Source organism: Tepidicella baoligensis (assembly GCF_013432195.1).
GTDB classification, from domain to species: Bacteria; Pseudomonadota; Gammaproteobacteria; order Burkholderiales; family Burkholderiaceae_C; genus Tepidicella; species Tepidicella baoligensis.
The window spans coordinates 18,672-38,612 of the sequence record NZ_JACCDB010000006.1; the positions used below are offsets into that span (position 1 = coordinate 18,672).

General features: G+C 63.8%; 24 protein-coding genes. 3 read left to right on the forward strand and 21 right to left on the reverse strand.

Translation table 11 applies throughout. The features are described from left to right. Positions 1-14: 14 nt before the first annotated feature. The 12 genes from fliQ to fliF all read right to left on the reverse strand — a co-directional run bounded on the left by fliQ (position 15) and on the right by fliF (position 10,009). Positions 15-284: a flagellar biosynthesis protein FliQ gene (gene fliQ, locus HZS63_RS08030; protein ID WP_180683535.1), complete on the reverse strand. Its 270-nt coding sequence runs from the start codon at positions 282-284 to the stop codon at positions 15-17. A gap of 20 nt (positions 285-304) precedes the next feature. Further along, positions 305-1,072, reverse strand: a complete 768-nt coding sequence (gene fliP, locus HZS63_RS08035; RefSeq protein WP_180683536.1) for a flagellar type III secretion system pore protein FliP — start codon at positions 1,070-1,072, stop codon at positions 305-307. Next, on the reverse strand, positions 1,069-1,407 hold the full coding sequence (locus tag HZS63_RS08040) for a FliO/MopB family protein (protein WP_180683537.1): 339 nt from the start codon (positions 1,405-1,407) through the stop codon (positions 1,069-1,071). The genes fliP and HZS63_RS08040 overlap by 4 nt, the downstream gene beginning before the upstream one ends. Beyond that, entirely contained in the window at positions 1,407-1,832 is a 426-nt protein-coding gene (gene fliN, locus HZS63_RS08045; protein WP_180683538.1) for a flagellar motor switch protein FliN, read from the reverse strand. The genes HZS63_RS08040 and fliN overlap by 1 nt, the downstream gene beginning before the upstream one ends. Continuing rightward, a complete protein-coding gene (gene fliM, locus HZS63_RS08050) occupies positions 1,822-2,826 on the reverse strand; it encodes a flagellar motor switch protein FliM (RefSeq protein WP_180683539.1) in 1,005 nt (334 codons plus the stop codon). Before fliM ends, fliN begins: the two co-directional genes overlap by 11 nt. Before the next feature lie 26 nt (positions 2,827-2,852). After that, on the reverse strand, positions 2,853-3,371 hold the full coding sequence (locus HZS63_RS08055) for a flagellar basal body-associated FliL family protein (protein WP_180683540.1): 519 nt from the start codon (positions 3,369-3,371) through the stop codon (positions 2,853-2,855). A gap of 169 nt (positions 3,372-3,540) precedes the next feature. Beyond that, entirely contained in the window at positions 3,541-4,686 is a 1,146-nt protein-coding gene (locus HZS63_RS08060) for a flagellar hook-length control protein FliK (protein WP_180683541.1), read from the reverse strand. Then, positions 4,683-5,150: a flagellar export protein FliJ gene (fliJ, locus tag HZS63_RS08065; protein ID WP_180683542.1), complete on the reverse strand. Its 468-nt coding sequence runs from the start codon at positions 5,148-5,150 to the stop codon at positions 4,683-4,685. The genes HZS63_RS08060 and fliJ overlap by 4 nt, the downstream gene beginning before the upstream one ends. Continuing rightward, positions 5,147-6,577 carry a flagellar protein export ATPase FliI gene (fliI, locus tag HZS63_RS08070; protein WP_180683543.1) on the reverse strand — a complete coding sequence of 477 codons (1,431 nt, stop codon included), beginning with the start codon at positions 6,575-6,577 and terminating at the stop codon, positions 5,147-5,149. The genes fliJ and fliI overlap by 4 nt, the downstream gene beginning before the upstream one ends. Then, entirely contained in the window at positions 6,570-7,277 is a 708-nt protein-coding gene (locus tag HZS63_RS08075) for a FliH/SctL family protein (protein WP_180683544.1), read from the reverse strand. Before HZS63_RS08075 ends, fliI begins: the two co-directional genes overlap by 8 nt. Further along, positions 7,264-8,265 carry a flagellar motor switch protein FliG gene (gene fliG / locus HZS63_RS08080; RefSeq protein WP_180683545.1) on the reverse strand — a complete coding sequence of 334 codons (1,002 nt, stop codon included), beginning with the start codon at positions 8,263-8,265 and terminating at the stop codon, positions 7,264-7,266. The genes HZS63_RS08075 and fliG overlap by 14 nt, the downstream gene beginning before the upstream one ends. Before the next feature lie 28 nt (positions 8,266-8,293). Beyond that, positions 8,294-10,009, reverse strand: coding sequence for a flagellar basal-body MS-ring/collar protein FliF (gene fliF, locus HZS63_RS08085; protein ID WP_180683546.1), 1,716 nt, complete (start codon positions 10,007-10,009; stop codon positions 8,294-8,296). Between the two features lie 165 nt (positions 10,010-10,174). Between fliF and fliE the strand changes: the two genes are divergently transcribed. After that, positions 10,175-10,516, forward strand: a complete 342-nt coding sequence (gene fliE / locus HZS63_RS08090; protein WP_180683547.1) for a flagellar hook-basal body complex protein FliE — start codon at positions 10,175-10,177, stop codon at positions 10,514-10,516. On the opposite strand, the gene HZS63_RS08095 is transcribed toward fliE, so the two are convergent. The 7 genes from HZS63_RS08095 to HZS63_RS08125 form a co-directional block, all read right to left on the reverse strand. Continuing rightward, positions 10,517-10,819 (reverse strand): flagellar protein FliT, encoded by a 303-nt coding sequence (locus HZS63_RS08095; protein ID WP_180683548.1) that lies wholly within the window; start codon positions 10,817-10,819, stop codon positions 10,517-10,519. A gap of 12 nt (positions 10,820-10,831) precedes the next feature. Continuing rightward, positions 10,832-11,164, reverse strand: a complete 333-nt coding sequence (locus HZS63_RS08100) for a flagellar protein FliT (protein WP_180683549.1) — start codon at positions 11,162-11,164, stop codon at positions 10,832-10,834. A gap of 107 nt (positions 11,165-11,271) precedes the next feature. Beyond that, on the reverse strand, positions 11,272-11,841 hold the full coding sequence (locus HZS63_RS08105) for a Uma2 family endonuclease (protein WP_180683550.1): 570 nt from the start codon (positions 11,839-11,841) through the stop codon (positions 11,272-11,274). A 42-nt stretch (positions 11,842-11,883) separates the two neighbouring features. Next, positions 11,884-12,402: a flagellar export chaperone FliS gene (gene fliS / locus HZS63_RS08110; protein ID WP_180683551.1), complete on the reverse strand. Its 519-nt coding sequence runs from the start codon at positions 12,400-12,402 to the stop codon at positions 11,884-11,886. A 118-nt stretch (positions 12,403-12,520) separates the two neighbouring features. After that, on the reverse strand, positions 12,521-13,741 hold the full coding sequence (locus HZS63_RS08115) for a flagellin (RefSeq protein WP_180683552.1): 1,221 nt from the start codon (positions 13,739-13,741) through the stop codon (positions 12,521-12,523). 211 nt (positions 13,742-13,952) lie between these two features. Then, a complete protein-coding gene (gene fliD, locus HZS63_RS08120; RefSeq protein ID WP_180683553.1) occupies positions 13,953-15,347 on the reverse strand; it encodes a flagellar filament capping protein FliD in 1,395 nt (464 codons plus the stop codon). 157 nt (positions 15,348-15,504) lie between these two features. Continuing rightward, on the reverse strand, positions 15,505-16,656 hold the full coding sequence (locus HZS63_RS08125) for a flagellin (protein WP_180683554.1): 1,152 nt from the start codon (positions 16,654-16,656) through the stop codon (positions 15,505-15,507). 134 nt (positions 16,657-16,790) lie between these two features. Here HZS63_RS08125 and nudB point away from each other — a divergent pair, with 134 nt between their 5' ends. Beyond that, positions 16,791-17,243 (forward strand): dihydroneopterin triphosphate diphosphatase, encoded by a 453-nt coding sequence (gene nudB / locus HZS63_RS08130; RefSeq protein ID WP_180683555.1) that lies wholly within the window; start codon positions 16,791-16,793, stop codon positions 17,241-17,243. 4 nt (positions 17,244-17,247) lie between these two features. Here the strand turns inward: nudB and HZS63_RS08135 are convergent, their stop codons facing one another. Further along, complete coding sequence (locus HZS63_RS08135; protein WP_180683556.1) at positions 17,248-17,553, reverse strand: HigA family addiction module antitoxin; 306 nt, start codon at positions 17,551-17,553, stop codon at positions 17,248-17,250. A 9-nt stretch (positions 17,554-17,562) separates the two neighbouring features. Then, entirely contained in the window at positions 17,563-17,841 is a 279-nt protein-coding gene (locus HZS63_RS08140; RefSeq protein WP_180683557.1) for a type II toxin-antitoxin system RelE/ParE family toxin, read from the reverse strand. A gap of 186 nt (positions 17,842-18,027) precedes the next feature. Here HZS63_RS08140 and ilvD point away from each other — a divergent pair, with 186 nt between their 5' ends. Beyond that, complete coding sequence (ilvD, locus tag HZS63_RS08145; RefSeq protein WP_180683558.1) at positions 18,028-19,941, forward strand: dihydroxy-acid dehydratase; 1,914 nt, start codon at positions 18,028-18,030, stop codon at positions 19,939-19,941.

The window sequence follows — 19,941 nt, forward strand, 5'->3', positions numbered from 1 at the left end:
TCGCGGGCGGCCCTTCAGACGGCGTAGCTCGGAATCGACTGGAACAGGCGCCGGATGAAGTCCACCAGCGTGACCAGCATCCACGGGCCGGCGATGGCAAACACCGCCACCGCCGCCACCAGTTTGGGCACGAAGGACAGGGTGGCTTCGTTGATTTGCGTCAGTGCCTGGAACAGGCTGATCACCAAGCCGACCAGCAGCACCGTGCCGAGCACCGGGGCCGCCACCGCCAGCAGGGTGAAGAGGGCGTTCTGCCCGATGGTGAGTACCGCTTGTGCGTCCATATGCGTGGGCTGTGAGGGGGTCAGGTGCTGAAGCTGGCGGCGAGCGAACCCACCAGCAGGTTCCAGCCATCGGCCAGTACGAACAGCATGAGCTTGAAGGGCAGCGCCACCAGCACGGGTGAGAGCATCATCATGCCGAGCGACATGAGCACGCTGGCCACGATCATGTCGATCACCAGAAAGGGGATGAAGATCATGAAGCCAATCTGGAACGCCGTTTTCAGCTCACTGATGACGAAGGCCGGCACGAGCACGCGCAGCGGCGCGTTCTCGACGGTGACTTCGGGGCCGAGCTGGCCCAGCCGGGCGAACAGCTCGAAGTCGGATTGGCGTGTCTGGCGCATCATGAACTCGCGCATGGGCGCTTCACCCCGGGCCAGCGCCTCCTCGAAGCTGATCGTGTTGTCGGTGTAGGGCTTGTAAGCGTTCTCGTACACGCGGTCCAGCGTGGGGCCCATGACGAACAGCGTGAGAAACAGCGACAAGCCCACGATCACCTGGTTGGGCGGAGCCGACTGGGTGCCGAGCGCCTGCCGCATCAGGGACAGCACGATGACGATTCGGGTGAAGGACGTCATCATCAGCAGCACCGCGGGCAGGAACGACAGGGCGGTGAAGAACAGCAGCGTCTGGATGGGCACCGAATAGCTGGTCCCCCCCGGTCCTTGCCCCACCAGCAGCGGCAGGGTACCTTGCGGGGCTCCCTGGGCCCAGGCCAGGCCTGTCCAGGCCAGCAGCAGGCTGCCTGCGAGCCAACGCCAGGCACAACCGGTGCCGCGCCGGCTCATGGGCGTGACTCCCCATGCCGGTGCCCGGTCTCCAGGGCTTGGGCCACCTGCCGGTAGCTCGTTCCCACGGGCACGCTCTGCGTGTGCAGGGTGTTGACGGTCTGGGGTGTCACGCCCAGTGTGAGTTGTACCGGGCCCTCCGGGCCGTCCAGTTCCACCACCACGACACGCTGCTGCGGGCCTACCATGAGCTGGGAGACCACGCGCAGCTGTGCTCCCTGGCCCGTGCCCACGGGGGCGGTGCGCTTCTTGATCCATTGCACGCCCCAGGCCAGCAGCCCCATCAGGAGCAGCAGGCCCAGTGCGGGCGCAAATGCGGTGAACGATGGGGTCATCAGTGGCGGCTCAGGCGGCGCAGGCGTTCGGAAGGTGTGACGATGTCGGTCAGGCGTATGCCGAATTTCTCGTTGACCACGACCACCTCGCCCTGGGCGATGAGGTAGCCGTTGACCAACACGTCCATGGGTTCACCGGCCAGCGCGTCGAGTTCCACGATCGACCCCTGCGCGAGCTGCAGGATGTACTTGATCGGCACCTTGGTGCGTCCGAGCTCGACCGAGAGCTGGACCGGGATGTCCAGCACCATGCTGATGTCGTTGTTCCCCGTCGGGGCCGGAGTCTCTCCGTCGAAATGCGGGGCTCCTTTGGCGAAGTCGTCGCCCCCGCCGCTGGAGGTCTGTTCCTGCAGCGCCTGTGCCCAGTCGTCGGCCAGGGCCTCGTCGTCCACCGTCTCGCTGGGCTTGTCGTTTTCATTTGTCATGCTGTTCTCCGTGCCACACCGCGTCTCGCTCCCGCAGCAGGCGTTGAACTTTCAGGGCGTATTTGCCGTTGTGGGTGCCGTATTCGGCTTCGATCACCGGTACCCCGTCCACCCTGGCCTGTATCAGCCGCTCGCGTTCGAGCTCGATGAAGTCGCCCACCTTCATGGCAAGCAACTGCTCGATGGTGGCGCTGGTGGTGGCCAGTTCAGCCGTGAGCTCGACCTCGGCGGACTGGATTTCGTGACTGAGCAATCGGACCCAGCGCCGGTCCACCTCCATGGAGTCGCCTTGGGAGGTGGAGTACAGCACATCACGGATCGGCTCCAGCGTGGAGTAGGGGATGCACAGGTGCAAGGAGCCGGTCAGATCGCCGATTTCGAGGGTGAAGCTGGTACTGACCACGATTTCGCTGGGGGTGGCGATGTTGGCGAACTGTGGCTGCATCTCGGAGCGCTGGTACACCAGTTCCAGCGGATAGACGCCTTTCCAGGCTTTTTTGTACTCTTCCGACACCACATCGACCAAGCGGTTGATGACGCGCTGTTCGGTGGGGGAGAAGTCGCGCCCCTCGATCCGGGTGGGGAATTTGCCGTTGCCGCCGAACAGGCTGTCGATCACGCCGAACAACAGGGTCGGCTCGCAGACGATCAGGCCGCTGCCGCGCAGCGGGCGCACGGCCATGATGTTGAAGTTGGTGGGAACCACGAGTTCGCGCAGGAACATGCTGTACTTCTGTACCTGTACCGTGCCCACCGAGATTTCGGGGCTGCGGCGGATGAAGTTGAACAGCCCGACCCGCAGGTTGCGCGCGAAACGCTCGTTGATCACCTCCATGGTGGGCATACGCCCACGCACGATCCGCTCTTGGCTCGACAGGTCGTAAGACCGGATGCCGCCTGAATCGAACTCTTCCTTGGCGAGTTTTTGGCTTTCCCCTGTGACGCCCTCGAGCAGGGCATCGATCTCGTCCTGGGAGAGAAAGGCTTCGCTCATGGTCGTGTCTCGCAGCAGGGTTTGAGTTACTGCACGATCAGGCTGGAGAACAGTACCGCCTGAACAGGGCTCTCGCCCCGGACCGGGGCCAGGCCGGTTTCCTCGCGCACCAAATCCAGGATGTCCTGGGCCAACTGGTCCTTGCCTTCCGGGCGCAACAGCTCTTCAGCGGTGCGCCGCGAGATCTGGCGCAGGATGCCGTTGCGCACGGTGGGCAGATAGGCCTTGATCCGATCGGCCGTTGCCGCACTGTCCACCTGCAGGGTGATGCCCACCTGGGCATAGCGAATGGCACCGGGGTCTGCCAGGTTGATCACCACCGGGTCTAGAGCCATGTACTGTGGGGGTGTGCGGGGGCGGCTGTCGCGCACCGGCTGGGTGGTGGCCTCGGGGTCGTCGATATCGTCGCCGCTGCCGCTCTTGAGCAGCAGGAATGCGGCAGCACCCAGACCCAGGAGCAACACCAGCACCACCACCAGGATGATGACGAGCAGCTTCTTGCTCTTGGGTTTGGCTTCGGCGTCAGCGGCGGGTTTGTCGGCCATCGGATTTGCCTTCCAGTTCAAAAATACGCGAGACCGGGCCCGGAGGCCCTTCACTGGCATATTGTGTCATGCCGATTATGCGGGCCGCTGTTGACGCCTTGAGCCCGAAAAAACCGGTCAACACCCGGCAATTGATGGCATCGCCGGCGGCCAGGGGTGAGGATTGGTTTCAGGCGTAAACACTCAGCCCCGCGCCGGTGATGCGGCCCAGTGGCACTGCTGCAGGCGTGGCCGGACTTTCGGGGTCGGGATTCGAGTTACGGGGGGAGCGGTCCCCGGTGCCTGGTTGTTGGGCATGGTCCCGGTCCTGGCTGCCGACCGACAGCCCCTCCAGCGCGATGCCGGTACGAGCCAACATCTGGGCCAGCACCTCCTGAGCCTGTGCTCTGAGGGCATCGCGGACCTGGGCGTCATCGGTCCGGAAGGCGAGGTGGGCCTTGTCGCCCTGCAGGCTCACCTCCACATCCAGGGCCTCGCGCAAGCCGGCTTCGAGCCGCAGACTGGCCTTTTTGGCGTTGCCGGCGGCCCACAGGCTGACCTGTGTGCCGAGTTGTTCGAAGGCGTCGTCCATGGCGTGGCCCAGCGTTTGGCCGAGCACCGCCGCAAAGCTGCGGCCTGCTGGCGCGTCCTGAGCGTGCCGGGAAGCACCGGGTGCGTCCAGGATGACGCGGCCCGCCTCACCCCGTTGGCCCTGGTTGGGTTCGCGCTGCTCGCCGGAGCGCTCGGCCGCGCTGGAAGCTCCCCCTGTGGCAAGCTCCAGCTCTTCCGGGCTGCCCCATGTGTCGGTCGGCAGGCTGCCAGCCTGAGCGGCCTTGTGCATGTGCCAAGTGCTGAGGTCGGTCTGTGGCGGGTTCTGCCCCGCGGCCTCGGCGCTGGCTGGCGTCGGTTGCGTCAGCAGTGGCTGGGGCGGTGTCTTGGGGCGCGCTTTGGCCACGGTAGATACCCATTGCCCGACCGGCTGGGCGTCGTGCCCCGAAGAGGCATGTCGATGGGCCGTTGCCGCCACGGCCGTCTCATCGGAGGGCGGCTCGGCACCCACCCCAAGGGCGGCCAGCTCGTTCCAGACCGGGTCGGCATCCGAGGGAGGTTCTGCGGGCAAGGAGGAGGTGGCCAGCCAGGCGGCGGTATCCAATGTCTGGCGCGGGTCGGCCTCCGCTTCATCCAGGGGGGGCGGCGACCCGGCCAACCCCTGGTCGGCGGTGAACAGCAGGGTGGCGAACAGGTCTGCCGGTGTGTCGTCCGGCTTGGTGCCTTGAGCGCGCTGCGGGTGTGCATGCTCGGGGGGGCGGGCGGGGGAAACGGCTTCGGGTTTCATGGGGTCGGCCTCCATGGGCTGTGTTGGCTGTGTTGGCGGTGCTGAGTGGCGGCCATTTCGTCGTTGGCCTTCTGTTCCTGGCGCTGCTGCTGGCGCTGCCAGGCTTCGTGGCGCCGCTGTTGGTATTTTTTGAGGCTGGCGAGCTTGCGTTCGCTTTCCAGTACGGCGTGCTCATGCCGCTGCACGCTTTGAGCCAGTCGTTGCAGCACACCCTGCTGAAACTGCACGGCATGTTCCAGCTTGCTCATGAGGTTTTGCTGAGCGTGCAGCAAAGCCACCGAGACGCCCGAGCCGGCCCGGGCACTCCAGCGTTGCTGCGATTCGGCGGTGTAGCCCTGCAACTGGCTCATCTGGAGCAGCGCCTGGTGTTGTTCATGCCGGGCTTGGGCCAGTGCCCGCAGGGCTTCGTCGCGCTCGCGGGTGGCGACCTCGATCACCGTGTGCAGGGTGTGGGGCGCGCTCATGCCTCGGTGCTCCTGCGGCCTTCGCCAATGGCTTGTGCCAGTTGCTGGACGCTGTCGTCGAACTGTGCTTGTTCGTTCATGTCTTGGGCAATGAAGCTCTGCATGGCGGGAAACAACTGAATCGCACGGTCGGTTTCGGGATCGCTGCCGGGTACGTAGGCGCCGAGCTGGATCAGGTCGCGGCTCTTCTGGTAGCGGGAATACAACTGGCGGAAACGGCGCGCCTGCTCCTGGTGCTCGGGCGTGACCACGTTGTGCATGACCCGGGAGGCAGAGGCCTCCACATCGATGGCCGGATAAATGCCCGACTCGGCCATGCCGCGCGACAACACGATGTGGCCGTCCAGTATGGCCCGGGCGGCGTCGGCAATCGGGTCCTGCTGGTCGTCGCCTTCGGAAAGTACGGTGTAGAAGGCCGTGATGGAGCCCTTGCCCTGCGGGCCGTTGCCGCTGCGTTCCACCAGTTGCGGCAGTTTGGCAAAACAGCTTGGGGGGTAGCCCTTGGTCGCGGGGGGTTCACCAATGGCGAGGGCGATCTCGCGTTGGGCCATGGCATACCGGGTCAGCGAGTCCATGAGCAGCAGCACATGGAGGCCGTCGTCGCGGAACCGTTCGGCAATGGCCGTGGCGTAGTGTGCCCCCTGCATGCGCAGCAAGGGCGGGGAGTCGGCCGGAGCAGCGACGACGACCGAGCGCTCCAGGCCGTCCTGGCCCAGGATGTCCTCGATGAACTCCTTGACCTCCCGCCCGCGCTCGCCGATCAGACCGACCACGATCACATCGGCCTGGGTATAGCGTGCCATCATGCCGAGCAGCACGCTTTTGCCGACCCCCGAACCGGCAAACAGGCCCAGGCGTTGCCCTCGTCCCACGGTGAGCAGACCGTTGATGGCGCGCACCCCGGTGTCGAGCGGCTCACGCACCGGGGCGCGATCCATGGAGTTGATCGGCGCACGTTCCAGCGGCTCGACTTCGACGTTCTGCAACGGGCCACGGTGGTCCAGCGGGTGGCCATGTGCATCCACCACGCGCCCCAGCAGTCCCTTGCCCAAAGGCAGGCGCAGCACGCCGCGGTCATTGGCGGCCAGTGGTTTGGGTTCTTGGCCCAGCCGGGGCCGGGGCCGGTAGGGCGCCAGCGGGCGCACGCGCGCGCCGCTGGACAAGCCTTGCACGTCACCCGCCGGCATGAGGTAAGCGCGCTCTGCGCTGAAGCCCACCACCTCGGCCAGCACGGCGGTGTCGGGGTCGTCGTGCATGTCGATCACGCACTGCGAACCCACGGGTGCTTTCACGCCCTCGGCTTCCAGCACCAGCCCAGCCAGGCGGATCAGCTTGCCACTGGTCTCCAAGGGCGTGTGCTGGCTGGCTGCCTGCCGGGCCACGGTCAGGAACTGCTGCCAGCGCTGGCTGCTCAGGGTGTCAGACATCGGCCTCCTCCCCGGGCTGCCAAGGCGTTTCCAACCCCAGGTTGGCCACTGCGCGTGCCCACCGTTTTTCGATGCGGGCGTCCACCGTGGCGTGGGCGCTCTCCACCACACAACCCCCCCGGCTGATATGGGGGTCCGGCTGCACCTGAATCCGCAGCGGCGTTTGCAGCTCCGTGTCGGCGGATTGCATCAGGGCGGCGTCGTCGGGGTGCAGGCGCAGGGTGACCGGGCGGCCGTCGTCCACTGCGAGCGAGAGCGCTTCCTGCACCACCGCCCGCAGCGGCTCCATGGGCTGAGCGAGTTCTCGCCGCACCACCTGACGAGCGATGTCGCAGGCCAGTTCGAGCAATTGGTCGGCCAGTTCGTGTTCCAGCCGGTCGAACCCGGCTTGCGCCTGCTGGATCACATGGGCCACCCGGTTTGCCTGCTCGCGTGTCTGGCGCTGCAGCTGTTTTTCCAGGGCATCGCGGGTTTCCTGGGCGCCGGCCAGCCGACCCTGCTCGAACCCTTCGGCGTGGGCCTGTTGGCGGATCTCCTCCACCGCTTCGGCTGACAGGCTGGGGGTGGCTTCCTCTGGCGTCGTGCTGGTGGCCTCGGGCTCGCTGCCATCCACCGGCTTGAACACCCAGGCCTCCACCTCTTGCACCTCCTCGCTGGGGATGAAGCGGTGGTAGTGCGTGGAGCGGCTAGACGAAGGCATCGTCTCCACCTCCGCCCAGAACGATCTGGCCCTCGTCGGCCAGTCGGCGCACCACCTTCAGAATGTCTTTCTGCTGGTTTTCCACCTCCGACAGGCGCACCGGCCCACGGGATTCCAGGTCCTCGCGTAAGGCCTCTGCGGCCCGGCTCGACATATTGCCCAGGATTTTTTCCTTCAGCTCGGTGCTGGCACCCTTGAGCGCGATGACCAGCGCGTCCGACGCCACTTCCTTGAGCACCATCTGGATCGCCTTGTTGTCCAGCTTGAGCAGATCCTCGAAAGTGAACATCTTGTCCATGATTTTTTGGGCCAGGTCCGGGTCGTTTTCGCGGATCCAGTCCACCACCGTGGCCTCCAGGCTGCTGCCCAGCAGGTTGATGATTTCGGCCGCCGTCTTGACGCCACCCAGGGAACTCTTGCGGATCTTGTCGCCGCCGGCCAGTACCTGATAGAGCGCCTCGTTGAGGTCCTTGAGGGCCGTGGGCTGAATGCCTTCCAAGGTGGCGATGCGCAGCATCACCTCGTTGCGGGTGCGTTCGGTGAAGTGTTTCAGAATATTGGCGGCGTGGTCCTGGTCCAGGTGCACGAGAATGGCCGCCAGAATTTGTGGGTGTTCGTTGCGCAGCAGCTCGGCCACCGAAATCGGGTCCATCCATTTCAGGCTCTCGATGCCCGATACGTCGCCCCCTTGCAGGATGCGGTCGATCAGCAAGCTGGCCTTGTCGTCGCCCAGGGCGCGCTTGAGCACCGCGCGGACGTAGTTGTCGGTGTCGGAAACCAGCAGACTCTGGGAAGCCGCCTCGCGGGTGAACTTGTCGATGACTTCGTCCACCTTTTCTTTCGAGACGGTCCGCATGCGGGCGATCGTCTCGCCCAGGCGCTGGACCTCCTTGGGCGAGAAGTGCTTGAACACCTCGGCCGCTTCCTCCTCGCCCAGCGACATGAGGAAAATCGCTGCGTTCTGCAGTCCGTCGTCTGTGTCAGCCATGTGCGTTCACCTCCGGGCGCCCGTGAGCCTAGGCGGTTTCGCCCGACATCCAGCCCCGCACGATGTTGGCTACGGCCACGGGGTTTTCCTTGGCCAGGCGCTTGGCGTCTTCGAGCCGCAACATTTCCGCCGTGACCTCATTCGGTGCCGGTGCCGGCAGGCCTGGGCGCTGGGTTTCATTATCCACCACCGTGTCGAGTTGCAGCCCAGTGGTGCGTGTGGCTTCTTCACCTTGGGCGCCTGGGCGTTCCGCCGGGGCGGACATCATCTTCAGCGCCGGCCGCACCATGCCCAGGAACAGGATCAGCCCCAGCACCAGCATGCCCAACGGCCAAGCCATGCTGCGTGCCAGCTCCACCGTGTCGGGCTGTTTCCACCAGGCGGTATCGAACGCTTCTGGCTCGGTGCGGGTGAAGGCGGCGTTGAGCACGTTCACCGAATCGCCGCGCTGCGGGTTGAAGCCGATGGCCTCACGCACCAGGGCATTGATTTGCTCGATTTGCTCCGGTGGCAGCGGGGCGGAACTGGCCTGGCCGCGGCGGTCGGTCGTCTCGACGTGGTTGAGCACCACCGCAGCGCTCAGCCGCCGGATGTTGCCGGTGGAGCCCCGCGTCACCGACACGGTGCGGTCCACCTCGTAGTTGATCACCTGTTCACGGCGGCGGCTGGCCTCGGTGGTGCCGGCTGCGACGTTGTTGCCGGGCACGATGCCCAGGGGAGCCGCGTCGGCGTTGATGGGTGCGCCCGGCGCGCCAGGCGGCAGGTTGGTCACGGCTCCGGGCACGCCCGGCACCGGCTGGTCGCTCTGAATGCCGGCTTCGATGAGCTGGGTGCTGCGCACCGCCGCCTCGTTGTTGCCCTGGTTGGGGCGGTGTTGTTCGCTGGTCTGCTCCGTGAGCGAAAAGTCCACATCCGCCGTGACCTGCGCGCGCACGTTCTGGCGGCCCACCACGGGTTCGAGCAAATCCAGAATGCGCTGGGTGTACATTTGTTCCAGCATGCGGATGTACTCCAGTTGCTTGGAGTCCACCGCGTCGTTCTGTGGGTTGGTGGTCTGGGAAAGCAGGTTGCCGTGCTGGTCCACCACGCTCACGGCCGACGGTTGCATTTCCGGTACGCTGCTGGCCACCAGGTGGACGATGCCGGCGATCTGGGTGCGATCCAGTGAGCGGCCCGGGAACAGCGTCACCAGCACACTGGCCGAAGGCTTTTGCTGCTCCCGGAAAAAGCCGTTCTGGTTCGGCAGGGCCAGGTGCACGCGCGCCTCGGCCACCGAGTTGAGCGATGAAATGGTACGGGTCAGCTCGCCCTCCAGGCCGCGCTGGAAGGTCAGGCGTTCCTGGAACTGCGTCATGCCCAGGCGGGTGTTGTCCATCAGCTCGAAGCCGGTCACGGCGCCGCGTGGCAGCCCTTGCGAAGCCAGCCGCAGCCGTGTGTCGTGCACGCGGTTGGCCGGTACCAAGATGGCGTTGCCGCCATCCGCGTGGCGGTAGGGAATGTTCATCTGCGAGAGCTGAGCCAGCACCGCGCCGCCGTCCTTGTCGGACAGGTTGGCGTACAGCACGCGGTAGTCCGGCCGGTTCGCCATATAGAAAGCGGTGGCCAGCACCGCCACCATGGCCAGCACGCCCAGGCCCAGCATGATTTTCCGGCTGGTGTCCAGACGCGAAAAACCCTGAACCAGCGGGTGGGGCGCTTTCTCGGGTGGCGAGGGGGCGTCGATCTCGGCAACGGCAGTGTTCATGGGGCTTCAGCGAGGGCTTGAGCGGAGTCGTTCGCCGATTATGGGTGCCCGATGGCCAAACTAAAGCGGGAAAAGGTGGTTCCCCACCCATTTATTCGCGGTTAAGTTTGGCCGCAAGCCGCCTTAGCATCCGTCCATCGAATCCAACGCTTCAAGGTTACTGCCATGGACCTGCGCCTGACTCCCTTGACCTCCGTCAACGCCACAGGGCTGAAGCCGGCGGCCAATGCCGCTGCCAAGCTCGGGGGGGCAGGCCTGGCCGCGCCTGGCGGCCGTGTGGCGGGTGCCGGGTTCGGCGAGGCGTTCAAAACCGCGCTGCAAAACGTGAGCGCCGCCCAGAACCAGGCCAACCAGCTCCAGACCGAATTCCAGATGGGCAACCCCAACGTGAGCCTGGAGCAGACCATGGTGTCCATGCAGAAGGCCCAGATCGGCTTTCAGGCCGCGCTGCATGTGCGCAACCGCATGATGCAGGCCTATACCGACGTGATGAACATGCAGGTGTGATCAGTGCAACTGCACCGGCTTGACCGGGTGTTGCAACTCCCCCAGCTCGTCGATCCAGGGCTCGACCAACTCGCGGATCTGCGCATCGTGGCGCAGGATGGTCATCATGATGCGGTGCTTTTCGGCGCGTTCCTCGGCTGAGAGGTCACGCCCGGCCGACTGCTCACGCAACTGCTCGATGAGCACGGCGCAGGCCCCCTCCAGGCGAACCACCTCGTCCCAGTCTTCCATGCGTGCGGCCACCACCATCAGCTCGCTGGTGGTCTCGATGGCCTTGTAGTAATCGATGAGGGGAATCGTCATGATGCTGAAGCCTCAGTGCTTACCCTGAGTATCGGCCAAGTATGCGCCTACTTGACCGCTGCGTGAAGGGGTGAGCCACGCTTCCATCAGCGCCCAGCCGGGTTCCGCCAGGCGGCGTACCTGGGCGTCCAGCCGCAGCAAGGCCTTGAGCGCGTTCAGCCGGGCCTCGCGCTCGTGCGGGGTGGTGGGAGGCTGCGTGCCTGCCCGGCGCAGCGCCTCCACCTGCTTCAGGGCCACGCCTTCCAGGCGCGTCACCTCTGCCCAGTGGCCCTGCTGCGCGGCGGCCACCATGTGCTGGCCAGTGCGTTCCAGGGCTTGGTAGTGGGGCAGGGGGGAAGGGGTCATGGTTCGTGCGTCTGTTCGCGGCTATGTAGGCTTTATCGGCCGGCGCGGCCGGGACTTGACCTGGGCAACGCCCGAAACAGATGCCCCAGGCGGGGGGTGTTGGCGCTTTAGGGGGCGGGGAAGGCCACGTCCTCATAGACGGTGGCCATGGGCAGCGTCAGGCCCACGCTTGCCAGTTCCACATCGGCCTGGCGGCCAAAAGGGTGCAACACCCACTGGCCGGCTGGGTTGCGGCGAAACACCTCCACACTGGCCCGTTCGGTGTCGATCAGGGCATATTCCTGCAGGCTGGGCAGGGTGCGGTAATACTCGAACTTCAGCCCCCGGTCGTAGGCCGCCGTAGAAGGGGAAAGCACTTCCACCACCAGGGTGGGTTCTTCTTTGGCTTCGTTGCGGGCGGCGTCGGCAGGGGAGCAGGTCACGAACACGTCCGGGTAGAAAAAGGCGTCCACCGCCTGGACATGCACCTTCATGTCGGCAATGTAGGTGCGGCAGGGCGTGCCGCGCAGGTGTTGTTTGAGCGCGGCAAAAACATTTCCACTGATGGTCACATGCGCATCACCTGCGCCGGCCATGGCAAAGGTTTCGCCCTGCACGTATTCGTGCTTGGTGGGCTGCTGGCGTTCCCAGTCCAGAAAGTCCTGGGCGGTGAAGGGGAGCTTTTCGGCGGCGGTCATGCAAGCATTGTGCGGCAAACCGCTTGCCCGATCAAACGTCGATCAAACGCCGGTCAGCGCCATGCCCTGGCCGTACAGGCTGCTCATGCGGCGGGCACCAGGCGGTAGCTGGCGGGGTGCCGCAGCTTCAGCCAGGGTGGCCTTGGATGGCGCCGATTCTGGCCCCTGAGGGCCGGATCGCATTTGCCGCCAGGCTTCTGCGACGGGTTTGAGCAAGGCAACCACCTCGTCCAGGGCTTCCACACTAGCCGTGGCGTTGGCTTGGGTGAGCCGCAGCACACAGTAATCGTACAGGTTGGCCAGGTTGGCTGCGAGTTCGCCGCCGTTGTCCAGGTCCAGGCTGGTGCGCAGCCCTTCCTGGAGAATGCGCACGGCACGCACGATCTCGGCCACTTTGGTATCCACATCCCCACCGAGAATGGCCCCTTTGGCCCTCACAATGCTCTCCAGGACGCCGTCGTACATCATGCCCACCAACTCGTGCTGGTCTTTCGACGCATTGCGAGTGTTGATGTCCACATCCCGGTAGGCCGACATACCTTGAAATTGGTTGCGTTTCATGACTTCTTCCTGTCTCAGCGCTTTCACCATCTATCGGCATCGTAAGCCACAACTTGACGGAGTGGAAAACAAAAATCCCCGGCCATGCCGGGGATTGGGATCCAGAGAGCCCGCAGCATCAACGCTGCAGCAACTGCAACACGCCTTGTGGAACCTGGTTTGCCTGCGCCACCATGGCCGTTCCGGCCTGCTGCAGAATCTGAGCCCGGCTCAGAGCCGCCGTCTCCGCAGCGAAATCCGCATCCATGATGCGGCTGCGTGAGGCAGTCAGGTTTTCTGCGGTAATGGACAAATTGTCTATCGTCGACAAAAATCGGTTCTGAATTGCCCCCAACTCGGCTCGGGCTGAGTTGATGGTCGCCAGTGCAGTGTCCATGATGGAGATGGCCATCTGCGCGCCCAAAAAGGTCGAAATGTCAACGTTTTCCACAAACATGGCATCGGCTTCAGTCAAAGGCGCTGAAGTGATTGTCAAGCCGGAAAACAAGTCACCGAGGGCGTCTCCTACTTCGCCCGAGGTCAGCGAGGTGAAAGTGACTTCGCCTGTGGTCGAGTTCACTTCTGCCACCACGCCTGTCTCGGCAGATTTGGCGTTGACTGCGGATGCCAGGGCTGTCCCCGCTGCAATGGCGCCCCGGGTTTCGGCTTGTGTTTCAGTACCTGAAGCAGTGCTTTCCGCTGGGATGACGATGGGCGGAAAATCGACCCCATTGATCGAAAAACCGTCGGGCGGATTCCCGATCGTTATTGCATTGTAAGCATAGTTTCCGGCGTCCTCGCTTGCCGTTACCGTTGCGGTGAAGGTGCCCGTCGCAAACAGTGTCTTGCCCAGGACGGAGGTTCGTGCATCGGCCGTGCTTTGGACCGTGATCAGTTGCCCGGCATTCGCGCCCACCTGGAAGGATTGCCCCGCAAAGCTGCCATCCAGGAGCTTCGTGCCGTTGAACTCGGTCTGGTTGGCCACGCGGTTGACTTCTGAAATCAGTTGCGCCACTTCGGCTTGCAGGGCTTGCCGATCCGTCAGCGAATTGGTGGCATTCGATGATTGAACCGACAATTCACGGATGCGCTGGAGGTTGTTGGTGACACTGGCCATCGCGCCCTCGGCCGTCTGCGCCAGCGAGATCCCGTCGTTGGCGTTCCTGACGGCCTGATTCAGGCCGCGAATCTGTGTCGTGAACCGCTCGGAGATGGCCAGGCCGGCGGCGTCGTCCTTGGCACTGTTGATGCGCAAGCCGGAAGACAGGCGCTGCACCGCAGTGGCAAGCGCGTTCTGCGTGGCGTTCAAATTGCGCTGCGCATTCAGGGACATTACGTTGGTGTTGATCACTTGCGCCATTTTTCAGACTCCTAACAAACCACCCGAACCGAATGCGCGTTGGTCACACCCGGGCTCTTGTAGGTGAAATGGTAGGGGCAGGGCTGGACAGCCGATGGGGCAATAAACGATCGAAAAACCCGTCATTTCTCAGGATGCCCAGAAACAAAAAGACCCGCCTGCGCAAGCGGCGGGTCTGGCATGGGCTGAACGGAGATGAGGGCGGTCGATGTCAGCGGTTGGTCTGGTTATTCCAAAGCACGACCTGTTGCGACACGAAATTGCTCAGCGCTGTGAGCTGAGCCAATTGCGTATCCAGCCTGGAGTACTGAGCCAAGAGGCGCTCCTCTGTCCGGCTCACGCGCTCGGCCAGCCGCTCTTGCTCGCGCGTGTTTCGATCGATGCTGCTTTTGATGGATTGCTCTTTGGTCGTCAACACACCGCTGGCGGACAACATGCCTTCGGTGAAGCTCTGCAGCCTCACGGCCAGGCCTGTGGCACCGTCGGTGGCTGCGAAATATCGCTGGACGTCATCCAGGTCGGTGAGCGCGGCGTCCAGCCGAGCGTTGTCGACACGCAGCGTGCCATCTGCCTGGAATGAAATACCCAGATCCGACAGGTAGTTGAAACTGGAGCCCGCAGACTCCTTGCCGCCAAGAAGGCGGCGCAAGGCCGTTTGTATGCCCACGGCGGTGGCATCCCCCTGCAAGGTGCCGGCGGTTTGGTCGGCAGGGTTGTAGCGCGTCATCTCGGCCAAGGCATCGTTGAGGGCGTTGTACGACTGCACAAAATTGTTGATGGCCGTGCGCACAGCCGCTTTGTCTTGCGCAACGGTGATGAGCACCGGCGAATCCGCTGGCGTGACTTCTGATACCGTGAGGCTGATGCCCGGCACGATGTCGTCGAATGTGTTGTTTGCCGATGAGATGCTGACCCCGTTGATGGTGGCGGCCGTGTTCAAGCCGGCCTGGGCCAGTGTGGTGGTGGTGGGAGGGCCAAATGGGTCGTAGGCCAGATCACTCAACCCGGTGCTTCCGGTGGCCGTGATGCGAAACCCGTTGTCTTCCCCGGTATCGGCCGATCGCACCAGCAGGCGCTGGCCTTGGGCGTCGTTCAACACGGTGGCGGTCACGCCTGCATTGGCTTCGTTGATCTTGCGAGCCACGTCAGAGAGGGTGTCGGTTTCCAGGATTTCCACGCTGACCGCTGGCCCGAAGCTGTCCGCGTCGCTGGTGTTGCCGATGCTGATGTTCAGCGTGCCGGACAAGTCCGAGCCTGCGGCCACCGGCGCAGAGACGGTTGACTGTGCCTGCGCCAGCTGGCTCACGCCCACCGTGAACTGGGTAGGTGTGGCCTGGGACGTGCTCGTGATGCGGCCGTTCACCGCAGACGATTTGCCCGATGTGAGGGTGAGGCCAGTGAACGTGCTCGGGTCCGCCAGCCGTGCGGCCTGATCGTTCAGGTTGGCAATCTGCGACTTCAATTGACCAAACGCCGAAAGCCGGGCTTGGTAGTTGGCTGCATCTGTCTGGAGTTTCGCCAAGGGGCGCTGTTCCAGTTTCACCAACTGGGACACGATGCCCTGAATGTCCAGGCCACTGCCGATACCGGGTGACGAAAGCGCCATGCTGATCTCCTTGCCTTTGCGCCTGTTTCTGCGCCTATTGTGTCAGCGTTGCCAGCGAATGAAAAGCAGAAAAAGCGGCACCCCACTGGGTTGGACGCCCAGGCTGGGTGCCGCTTCATTGCCGAAGTGGCCCGAAAGCCACTGGCCGTCCTGTCCGTTACCGCAACAGCGCCAGCACACCCTGAGGCAACTGGTTGGCCTGCGCCACCATGGCGGTACCAGCCTGTTGCAGGATCTGTGCGCGGCTGAGGGCGGCGGTTTCGGCGGCGAAGTCCGCATCCAGAATCCGGCTGCGCGAGGCGGAGAGGTTCTCGGCGTTGATTTGCAGGTTCTGCACCACGGAGCTGAAGCGGTTCTGGATGGCACCGAGGTCGGCACGCGCGGTGTTCACCGTCGTCAAGGCAGTGTCCATGATGGCGATCGCGCGTTGGGCTCCAGCAAAAGAAGAAACATTAACACTGCTAACAAATGTCTCAGCTGTTGGCGCAGCGAAACTTGCTGTTGCGCCAGTGATAAGAACGTCTAACGCAGCATCTCCAGCAACAAAGCTTGAGACGTCAACAACTCCCGGAGTAGTGCTTGCGGAAGCAACGACGCCAAGTTCAGCTGCCCGTTCATTGATGGCGGACACCAGTGCGTTGACAGCTGCAGTCTGGGTCGCAGCCGCTGTGGTACCGGAAGCCGGCACACTAATGTCATCAAGATCAACTCCCCCAATTTTGATTCCAGTTAAGTTGATTGCTGTATTTGCGTCAGCTGGTTCAGCGATTGTGATTGTGCCGCCGGCAAACAAAGTTCCACCCAGAGAGCTGGTCTGCGCATTGGCGATGCTGCTCACGCTGATGAGCTGACCGGCGTTGGCGCCGACCTGGAAGGCCTGGCCGGTGAAGGAGCCGTCGAGCAGCTTGGTGCCGTTGAACTCGGTCTGCGTGGCCACGCGCTGAATTTCGGAGATCAGCTGGTCGACTTCTTTTTGCAGGGCTTCACGGTCAGTGGAGGAGTTGGTGGCGTTGGAAGACTGAACCGCCAATTCGCGGATGCGCTGCAAGTTGTTGCCGATGCTGGAGAGCGCGCCTTCGGCGGTCTGTGCGAGGGAGATGCCATCGTTGGCGTTGCGCACGGCCACATTGAGGCCACGGATCTGGGTGCTGAAGCGCTCGGAGATGGCCAGGCCGGCGGCATCGTCCTTGGCGCTGTTGATGCGCAAGCCCGAAGACAGGCGCTGGATGGAAGTGGCCAGTGCCCCCTGGGTGGACTGCAGATTGCGCTGTGCGTTGATCGACAGCAGGTTGGTGTTGATGGTGGTCATGGGAACGGCTCCTTAGAGACGGAAATGGAAAAGTGGTCACAATCGCGGTACCAACACTTTGCTGGTCTGCCAACGAGACTCCTCCGAGTCCGTTGTTGGAAATATCGGGCTTTTTTTGCCAAGCTTTAGCTTTCATGCCCCCCAAAATCCCCCAGTCGGTGCTCGTCGTCATCTACACCCCGGTTCTGGAGGTGTTGCTGATCGAGCGGGCCGACGCGCCGGGGTTCTGGCAGTCCGTCACTGGGTCGAAGGACACCCCGGACGAGCCCTGGCTGGCCGCCGCTGCCCGGGAGGTGGGGGAGGAAACCGGCATAGATGCGCACGCCCCCGGCTGCGCGCTCAGCGACTGGGCGTTGGAAAACGTGTATGAAATCTACCCCCAGTGGCGCCACCGCTACGCGCCGGGCGTGACGCACAACACCGAACGGGTGTTGGGTTTGCAGGTGCCTGCGGGCACAGAGGTGCGGCTGAACCCGCGCGAACACACGGCCTACCAATGGCTGCCCTGGCGCGAGGCGGCAGACCGGTGTTTCTCCCCGTCCAACGCGGAGGCCATTCTGTGGTTGCCGAGAATGAAGGGGAGGTGATGGGTCAGACGGCCTGCGGTTGAAACACCCGGATGCGCGAGGCGATGGTGTCGCGCACCGTTCGAGCGGCCACACGCATGTCGTACTCGGTCTGAAGGTTCATCCAGAAACGAGGGTCCATATTGAAAAACAGGCCCAGGCGCAAGGCGGTATCCGCTGTGATGGGGCGCTTGCCGTGTACCAGTTCGCTTATCCGGCTGGGGGGTACGTCAATGTCGGCCGACAGTTGGCGGGCGGTAATGCCCATGGGTTTCATGAAATCTTCCAACAAGATTTCTCCCGGGTGAATTTCGTCTAGTGGTTGAGCCATGTTTCACTCCTAGTGGTAGTCCACAATTTCAACTTGATCGGCGCCGTTATCGTGCCAGGCGAAGCAGATTCGCCATTGATCGTTGATGCGTATGCTGTACTGCCCGACACGATCGCCTCTGAGTGCCTCAAGCTGGTTACCAGGTGGTACCCGTAAGCTGTTCAGTTCGGTGGCTGCATGAAGCTGCAACAGTTTTCGCCTCGCTACGCGTTCAATGTTTTTGAATCGGGGAACGATTTCACTCTGGAAAAGCCGTTGGGTATCAGGGCAGCAGAACGATCTGATCATCTCCCATGTTATTCTGTGAAACAGAATCTGTCAAATGAGGTGCGCCTATGCAATCTGCCCTCAGTGGCGCCACCGCAGTGCTTCGGGCGTGATACACCGCAACCAGTCCAACGCTGGTGTTTCCCGCCGCTCGGCGATAATGGTTCGTTGTTTGGTTTCAACCACCCCGCCGAGGCGTTCACACCCATGCCTGCTTACCGTTCGAAAACCTCCACCGCCGGCCGCAACATGGCCGGTGCCCGTGCCCTGTGGCGTGCCACCGGCATGAAGGACGATGACTTCTCCAAGCCCATCATCGCCATTGCCAACAGCTTTACCCAGTTCGTGCCGGGCCATGTGCACCTGAAGGACCTGGGCCAACTGGTGGCCCGAGAGATCGAAGCCGCTGGCGGCGTGGCCAAGGAGTTCAACACCATTGCCGTGGACGACGGCATTGCCATGGGCCACGACGGCATGCTGTATTCGCTGCCCAGCCGCGAGCTGATCGCCGACAGCGTGGAGTACATGGTCAACGCCCACTGTGCCGACGCGCTGGTGTGCATTTCCAATTGCGACAAAATCACCCCCGGCATGCTGATGGCCGCCATGCGGCTGAACATTCCGGTGGTGTTCGTCTCCGGCGGCCCCATGGAAGCGGGCAAGGTCAGGCTGGCCGTGCCGGGCGAGCAGACCATCCAGATCAAGAAGCTGGACCTGGTGGACGCCATGGTCATGGCCGCCGACAGCCAGGTGAGCGACGCCGAGGTGGCGCAGGTCGAACGCTCGGCCTGCCCGACCTGCGGGTCCTGCTCGGGCATGTTCACCGCCAATTCCATGAACTGCCTCACCGAGGCGCTGGGCCTGAGCCTGCCGGGCAACGGTACCGTGGTGGCCACCCACGCCGATCGCGAGCAACTGTTCCGCCGCGCCGGCCGTCTGGTGGTAGGGCTGTGCAAGCGCTATTACGAGCAGGGTGACGCCTCCGTGCTGCCGCGCTCCATCGCCACCTTCGAGGCGTTCGAAAACGTGGTGTCGCTGGACATTGCCATGGGCGGCTCCACCAACACCGTGCTGCACCTGCTGGCCACCGCCCGCGAGGCGGAGGTGGACTTCACCATGGCCGACATCGACCGCCTCTCGCGCCGCGTGCCCACGCTGTGCAAGGTGGCGCCCAACACCAACAAGTACCACATCGAAGACGTGCACCGTGCCGGTGGGGTGATGGCGATTCTGGGTGAGCTGGACCGGGGCGGACTGTTGCACACCCACGTGTCCACCGTACACAGCCCCACGCTGAAAGACGCCCTCGACCAGTGGGACGTGGCCCGCCAGCCCAGCGACGCGGTGAAAACCTTCTACATGGCCGGCCCGGGCGGCATCCCGACGCAGGTGGCGTTCAGCCAGAACAGCCGCTGGCCTTCGCTGGACCTGGACCGCCAAAACGGTTGTATCCGCAGTGTGGAGCACGCCTATTCGCGCGACGGCGGCCTGGCCGTGCTGTACGGCAATCTGGCCGTGGACGGCTGCATCGTGAAAACCGCGGGCATCGACGAGAGCATGTTCGAGGTGGAAGAGCTGCGCTACACGACCAGCGTGCCCACTTCGACGCTGCGCGTCTTCGAAGGCCCGGCCCGGGTGTTCGAAAGCCAGGATTCGGCGGTCGAAGCCATTCTGTCCGACCAGATCCGGCCCGGTGACGTGGTGGTGATCCGCTACGAAGGCCCGCGCGGCGGCCCGGGCATGCAGGAAATGCTGTACCCGACTTCTTACCTGAAGTCCAAAGGTCTGGGCAAGCACTGTGCCTTGCTCACCGATGGCCGGTTCTCGGGCGGCACCTCGGGCCTGTCCATCGGCCACGTGTCGCCCGAAGCGGCGGCAGGAGGCACCATCGGCCTTGTGCGCGAAGGCGACCTCATCCGCATCGACGTGACGAAGCGATCCATCGAACTGGTGGTGGACGCGGCCGAACTGGAACGCCGCCGCGCCGAGCAGGACGCCAAAGGCTGGAAGCCAGCCCAGCCGCGCCAGCGCAAGGTCTCGGCCGCTTTGAAGGCTTACGCCATGCTGGCCATGAGTGCCGACAAGGGCGCGGTGCGCGACCTCTCCCTGCTCGGCGACTGA

Bases quoted from the DNA above. Each gene is read 5' to 3' on its own strand.
- fliQ (WP_180683535.1), bottom strand. From the start codon at position 284: ATGGACGCACAAGCGGTACTCACCATCGGGCAGAACGCCCTCTTCACC.
- fliP (WP_180683536.1), bottom strand. From the start codon at position 1,072: ATGAGCCGGCGCGGCACCGGTTGTGCCTGGCGTTGGCTCGCAGGCAGC.
- HZS63_RS08040 (WP_180683537.1), bottom strand. From the start codon at position 1,407: ATGACCCCATCGTTCACCGCATTTGCGCCCGCACTGGGCCTGCTGCTC.
- fliN (WP_180683538.1), bottom strand. From the start codon at position 1,832: ATGACAAATGAAAACGACAAGCCCAGCGAGACGGTGGACGACGAGGCC.
- fliM (WP_180683539.1), bottom strand. From the start codon at position 2,826: ATGAGCGAAGCCTTTCTCTCCCAGGACGAGATCGATGCCCTGCTCGAG.
- HZS63_RS08055 (WP_180683540.1), bottom strand. From the start codon at position 3,371: ATGGCCGACAAACCCGCCGCTGACGCCGAAGCCAAACCCAAGAGCAAG.
- HZS63_RS08060 (WP_180683541.1), bottom strand. From the start codon at position 4,686: ATGAAACCCGAAGCCGTTTCCCCCGCCCGCCCCCCCGAGCATGCACAC.
- fliJ (WP_180683542.1), bottom strand. From the start codon at position 5,150: ATGAGCGCGCCCCACACCCTGCACACGGTGATCGAGGTCGCCACCCGC.
- fliI (WP_180683543.1), bottom strand. From the start codon at position 6,577: ATGTCTGACACCCTGAGCAGCCAGCGCTGGCAGCAGTTCCTGACCGTG.
- HZS63_RS08075 (WP_180683544.1), bottom strand. From the start codon at position 7,277: ATGCCTTCGTCTAGCCGCTCCACGCACTACCACCGCTTCATCCCCAGC.
- fliG (WP_180683545.1), bottom strand. From the start codon at position 8,265: ATGGCTGACACAGACGACGGACTGCAGAACGCAGCGATTTTCCTCATG.
- fliF (WP_180683546.1), bottom strand. From the start codon at position 10,009: ATGAACACTGCCGTTGCCGAGATCGACGCCCCCTCGCCACCCGAGAAA.
- fliE (WP_180683547.1), top strand. From the start codon at position 10,175: ATGGACCTGCGCCTGACTCCCTTGACCTCCGTCAACGCCACAGGGCTG.
- HZS63_RS08095 (WP_180683548.1), bottom strand. From the start codon at position 10,819: ATGACGATTCCCCTCATCGATTACTACAAGGCCATCGAGACCACCAGC.
- HZS63_RS08100 (WP_180683549.1), bottom strand. From the start codon at position 11,164: ATGACCCCTTCCCCCCTGCCCCACTACCAAGCCCTGGAACGCACTGGC.
- HZS63_RS08105 (WP_180683550.1), bottom strand. From the start codon at position 11,841: ATGACCGCCGCCGAAAAGCTCCCCTTCACCGCCCAGGACTTTCTGGAC.
- fliS (WP_180683551.1), bottom strand. From the start codon at position 12,402: ATGAAACGCAACCAATTTCAAGGTATGTCGGCCTACCGGGATGTGGAC.
- HZS63_RS08115 (WP_180683552.1), bottom strand. From the start codon at position 13,741: ATGGCGCAAGTGATCAACACCAACGTAATGTCCCTGAATGCGCAGCGC.
- fliD (WP_180683553.1), bottom strand. From the start codon at position 15,347: ATGGCGCTTTCGTCACCCGGTATCGGCAGTGGCCTGGACATTCAGGGC.
- HZS63_RS08125 (WP_180683554.1), bottom strand. From the start codon at position 16,656: ATGACCACCATCAACACCAACCTGCTGTCGATCAACGCACAGCGCAAT.
- nudB (WP_180683555.1), top strand. From the start codon at position 16,791: ATGCCCCCCAAAATCCCCCAGTCGGTGCTCGTCGTCATCTACACCCCG.
- HZS63_RS08135 (WP_180683556.1), bottom strand. From the start codon at position 17,553: ATGGCTCAACCACTAGACGAAATTCACCCGGGAGAAATCTTGTTGGAA.
- HZS63_RS08140 (WP_180683557.1), bottom strand. From the start codon at position 17,841: ATGATCAGATCGTTCTGCTGCCCTGATACCCAACGGCTTTTCCAGAGT.
- ilvD (WP_180683558.1), top strand. From the start codon at position 18,028: ATGCCTGCTTACCGTTCGAAAACCTCCACCGCCGGCCGCAACATGGCC.